The organism is Blautia massiliensis (ex Liu et al. 2021) (genome assembly GCF_052064225.1).
Classification (GTDB): Bacteria; Bacillota; Clostridia; order Lachnospirales; family Lachnospiraceae; genus Blautia_A; species Blautia_A fusiformis.
On the sequence record NZ_JBQHWA010000063.1, the window covers coordinates 1 to 5,071 of the forward strand.

5 protein-coding genes and 1 rRNA gene are annotated in these 5,071 nt (G+C 43.4%); 4 read left to right on the top strand and 2 right to left on the bottom strand.

All coding sequences use genetic code 11. The annotated features are described in order from the left end of the window. Together ACTNDQ_RS15150 and ACTNDQ_RS15155 are read left to right on the top strand one after the other, a co-directional pair. Positions 1-91, top strand: a 23S ribosomal RNA gene (locus tag ACTNDQ_RS15150); the annotation flags it as partial. A gap of 465 nt (positions 92-556) precedes the next feature. Next, a complete protein-coding gene (locus ACTNDQ_RS15155; protein WP_129976152.1) occupies positions 557-1,168 on the top strand; it encodes an ECF transporter S component in 612 nt (203 codons plus the stop codon). Between the two features lie 239 nt (positions 1,169-1,407). On the opposite strand, the gene ACTNDQ_RS15160 is transcribed toward ACTNDQ_RS15155, so the two are convergent. Beyond that, positions 1,408-1,890 carry a helix-turn-helix transcriptional regulator gene (locus ACTNDQ_RS15160; protein WP_278796623.1) on the bottom strand — a complete coding sequence of 161 codons (483 nt, stop codon included), beginning with the start codon at positions 1,888-1,890 and terminating at the stop codon, positions 1,408-1,410. Between the two features lie 33 nt (positions 1,891-1,923). Here ACTNDQ_RS15160 and ACTNDQ_RS15165 point away from each other — a divergent pair, with 33 nt between their 5' ends. Both ACTNDQ_RS15165 and ACTNDQ_RS15170 read left to right on the top strand, forming a co-directional pair. Beyond that, positions 1,924-2,259 (top strand): hypothetical protein, encoded by a 336-nt coding sequence (locus ACTNDQ_RS15165; RefSeq protein WP_441064974.1) that lies wholly within the window; start codon positions 1,924-1,926, stop codon positions 2,257-2,259. Between the two features lie 173 nt (positions 2,260-2,432). Continuing rightward, positions 2,433-3,839, top strand: coding sequence for an MATE family efflux transporter (locus tag ACTNDQ_RS15170; protein WP_441064975.1), 1,407 nt, complete (start codon positions 2,433-2,435; stop codon positions 3,837-3,839). Here ACTNDQ_RS15170 and ACTNDQ_RS15175 read toward each other — a convergent pair. Then, positions 3,821-4,954 carry an RluA family pseudouridine synthase gene (locus ACTNDQ_RS15175; protein WP_441064976.1) on the bottom strand — a complete coding sequence of 378 codons (1,134 nt, stop codon included), beginning with the start codon at positions 4,952-4,954 and terminating at the stop codon, positions 3,821-3,823. The genes ACTNDQ_RS15170 and ACTNDQ_RS15175 overlap by 19 nt on opposite strands. Positions 4,955-5,071 lie beyond the last annotated feature (117 nt).

The following is a 5,071-nucleotide window of genomic DNA, read 5'->3' on the forward strand; positions in this document are numbered from 1 at the left end:
CCCCTTGAAGACGACGAGGTAGATAGGGCAGAGGTGGAAGTGTGGCAACACATGGAGCTGACTGTTACTAATCGGGTGAGGGCTTGACCAACCAGCCGAGGAAGCGGGCAGGATGTAACAGAAATGGGGCGGAACAAGCTTGCTTGTGGAGAATCATTTATGGTACAGACTGAACATTTGCGAAGCAAATGACATCGAACGACAGAGTCGTGAGATGACCCCCGCTGGAGTAGCCAAAAGAACAGGCGATGCAGCTTTAGCTGCGAGCCCGTGAAAAAAGGTGAATCGGTACGCAGGTTAAAATTGATTCAAAAAAGATTAACGATCATCAATAGAACATGTATGTAGTTTTGAATATACAATCATGAAAGAGTGGCTTAAACAGCCACTTTTTTATTACCCATAAAAACTGTCCCCTAAAAAAACATAAAAATTGCCCCTTGTAATATACCCAAACAAGCGGTACTATAACATCCAAGTTATTACATTCCTACATTAATACAATCATACATTAAAGTAATAACAAAGATAATAACGAAACGAGAGGGGAATTATTATGAACACACAGAACAACACAGTAGTTAAACTTGCAGAAACTGCGTTATTAGCAGCTTTATGTTATGTATCCTTCACATTTCTGCAGATCAAGATCCCGGTGCCGGGCGGAGACGCAACATCCATTCATATTGGAAATGCTTTCTGCGTACTTGCAGCACTGCTTCTGGGTGGCGTATATGGCGGACTTGCCGGAGCTATCGGAATGGGAATTGCAGATATCATGGACCCTGTTTATATCACAGGCGCACCGAAAACCTTTGTACTGAAATTCTGTATCGGTCTGATTGTAGGTCTTGTGGCACACAAGGTTGCAAAGATCAATGAGAGTACAGATAAAAAATATGTTTTCAAATGGAGTGTGATCGCATCTGTCGCAGGACTTGCATTTAACGTAATTGCAGATCCTATCGTAGGATATTTCTACAAACAGTACATTTTGGGACAGCCACAGGAACTGGCACAGGCACTTGCAAAAATGAGTGCGGCGGCAACCTTTATCAATGCAGTTGTATCTGTAATTCTGGTAGCGATCATCTATAATGCAGTACGTCCGGTACTGATCAAAAGTCATCTGATCACAGTTACCAACAACAAAAATCAGGTTGCGTAAAACGACATACTAAAAAAATAATAGAAAACAAGAAATAACACAAGACAGCGAAATGGAAGTTAAAATCCATTTCGCTGTTTTTTTATGTGGGTATAGGATCATTTTTTATATGGTTATCCTCACATAGAAAACAAATTTCGGAACAACCAAGATCTGTTTTGACGTATCCATGGCAGTGATTGCTGCGGTACTTTCCTTCGTATTTGCGGGAAGACTGGATGGTGTAAGAGAAGGTACTGTTATTTCCGCATATTCTCCCGCACCTTCGTAGGTGTGCACCCGAAGTGCTCCTGGAACATACGTCGGAACAGCTTATAATTGGTGAATCCATGGCGTTCCAGGATCACATGCACGGGGTCTTTCGTATTGATCAGATCTTTGTAGATAAAAGAAAGTCTGTATTCATTCTGATATTCCAGAAATGTAACCCCCATCTTTTTCTTGAAAAAACGGCAGAAATATCCAGGCTGGAGATAAGCAACACCTGCAATCTCATCCAGAGAAATAGGCCGTTTGTAATTCTCAGAAATATAATTCAGCACCAGATTCAGCCGGTCCAGATCTTTTTTCAGCCGGCTTAGATCACTTTGAAAAACTTTGACACTGAAATTGTGATACAGCTGGAACAAAAGTTCAAAGATCAGGCTGTTAAATCGCAGGATAAATCCGTCAGGGCGGATATCATCAATGATCTGCAGCTGCTCCAGAGTGGTTTTCAACATATCCAGTTTGGTCTTTTTTACCGGATCTTTCGTTTGATAATCCCAGATGAACATGAACTGCTGAACATCCGGGATATATTTTTCTATAAAATCCAATGGGATCTGAAGAACGATAGCCTTGTTGGGGACTACACATTTGGTAGAATAGAGGGAAGAAAATCCTGGTTCGAGTGGAGCTATGACGGAGAAGCTTACAAAAAGATCGGACGTATCTTTGATACCACAAGATTCTCCGATGAGTACTGTAAGTACGGAGAATTTACAGGAACCATGGTTGGGATCACCTGTGCAGACCATGTTCTCCACAAGAAATGTGCGGACTTTGATTTCTTTGAATATATTGCAGACGAGAGTCGTATGGTGGAGTAAAAAGATACAAAAAAAAGGAGATTTATCGTTATAAAGACTATTGAAAATAAAAGAAGTTTGTAGTAAGGTAGTAGCTACAACGCTTACGAAAGGAAAGACTGTTTCGGGTGGGCAGTCTTCTTTTGGTGGAGAATTTTGGATGAAGGAAAACGAAAAACAAGGGGGAAGAATTTATGGAGAAGGTAAAAGAGAAATCTTCTTTTTTCCGAAAGTTCGTAGGAGATAAGAGGTTTTATCTGATGGTCCTGTCTATTGCAGTACCGATCATGGTACAGAACGGGATCACAAATTTTGTCAGTCTTCTGGACAATATTATGATCGGTCGTATCGGTACCGAACAGATGTCTGGAGCGGCGATCGTCAATCAGCTGATCTTTGTATATAATCTATGTATTTTCGGCGGGGTGTCCGGAGCGGGAATTTTTACAGCACAGTATTTCGGACAGAAGGATCATGAGGGTGTCCGCCAGACACTTCGTTATAAATTGTGGATGGCAGTGATTCTGACAGCGATCACCATTATACTGTTTCTGACAGCAGGGGGTTCACTGATCAGCATGTATTTAAAAGGCGACGGAACCGCACAGGAGATCCGGGATACTCTTATTTATGGAAAACAGTATTTATGGATCATGCTTCTGGGACTTCCGCCATTTATGATGGTACAGGTTTATGCAAGTACCTTACGTGAATGTGGTGAGACTGTACTTCCCATGAAGGCAGGGATCGTGGCAGTGCTGATCAATCTGATATTTAATTATCTTCTGATCTATGGCAAATTCGGATTCCCGGAAATGGGAGTAAGGGGTGCTGCTGTTGCCACAGTGCTTTCCAGATATGTGGAAGCCTGCATTGTCCTGAGCTGGACACATAAGCATACAGAAAAGAATATTTTTGCACAGGGGCTGTATTCAACATTAAAGGTTCCGGCGAATCTGACAAAGAAGATCCTTATTAAGGGAACCCCTCTGCTTCTGAATGAGACATTATGGGCAGCCGGAGTGGCCATGCTGACACAATGTTATTCAGTCCGTGGACTGAACGTGGTTGCGGGATTAAATATTTCCAATACCATCAACAATGTATTCAATATCGTATTTATCGCACTTGGAGATTCGGTAGCCATTGTTGTAGGACAGCTTCTGGGAGCAGGTAAGATGAAGGAAGCCAGAGATACGGACAACAAGATGATCGCATTCTCTGTGTTCTGCTGTACCTGCGTGGCAGCCGTGATGTTTGTGATGGCACCGTTATTTCCACAGCTTTACAATACCAATGCTGAGGCACGTACTCTGGCGAAATATTTTATTATGATCACAGCATTTTTCATGCCACAGAATGCATTCCTGCATGCAACATATTTTACTTTGCGTTCCGGTGGAAAGACCATCGTTACATTTCTGTTTGACAGTGTGTTTATCTGGGTGGTAAGTGTAACAATCGCATTTACCTTAAGCCGTTTTACAGGTCTGCCTGTACTTGTGATCTACGCAATGGTCCAGGCAGCGGATATGATGAAATGTGTCATTGGATTTATCCTTGTAAAAAAAGGCGTATGGCTTCAGAATATCGTTTCATAGAATTTTTTGAAATCTTCCGGGAGGGGTGCTTCCAGGGAGATTTCTTTTTTGGCATGATGCATGGAAGCCCGGGTGTCGGAAGCAGATTCATCAATTGAAAATGGAAGTTGAAATTTAAGCTTCCATGCGTGGAGTGCAGCCCGGGAAAACGGATTTGATATGTCCGATAAACAGTACAGAGAATCGCCCAGAAGAGGATGCCCGAGAGATGCCATGTGTACACGGATCTGATGGGTACGGCCGGTTTTCAGACGGAGCATTACAAGAGAAGCCGGAGCTGCTGCGTCAGGGCCGGTAGATTTCAGAACAGAATAAAGGGTTTCTGCATGTTTGCTTCCGGGAAGCGTGCCATCTGTGGATACGACCATTTTCAGACGGTTATCCGGGTCAGGTGCAAGGGGAACGGAGATCCTGTGAAAAGCTCCATCTTCATCCACAGGCATGAAACCGGAAACTGCAGCCAGATAGGTTTTCTCTGAAATCCCTTCTTCACGCTGGTTCTGTAATCTGGCGGCAGCAGTCTGGTTCCTGGCAAAGAGCAGGATACCGGAGGTTTCTTTATCCAATCGTCCGATAGACCGGACTTTGGTAGGCTCTCCTTTGGAACGGAAATAGGAAGCCACCTGGTTGGCGAGACTGTCACTGTAGTGAGAACCGGAAGGATGAGTGACAATCCCGGCAGGTTTATTTATGGCGAGGATATCCTGGTCTTCGTATATAATCGCCAACTCAGGAAGAAACTGTGACGTTGAAGCCAGTGAATGATAAATGTGAGAATTGACATCAGAACCTGCAAATTCTGAAACTGCGGAATCAGAATATGAAATTGCGTCTGCGGAGAACTGGAAATTGTGATTGGACGAATAGACGGTAAAGGATGAAGATTCCAGCTGGGCAGAATCCACATCGTCCGCTTCCAGGCATACTATGATCTGATCCCCGGGATAAGCGTTTTCCGTTACCCGGCACTGCTGTCCGTTTTTCCGGATACCACCGGGACGAAACTTCGCCTGGCTGATCTGCTTTTTTGTAAGACCTGCCTGCGTGCGAAGAAAGCGGGAGACAGGTGCCGGAACAGCTGTTTTCGGGATATAGATAGTAAGATAGCGGTTCACTGTGAGGAATCCTCCGATTCTATTAAATTAATAACTCAAACTTCCCACACCAATAAGGTGTGCTGAACCTTGAAAATCCAATATTTCAGCCAATAAAAAAGGCATAAATACAATCCT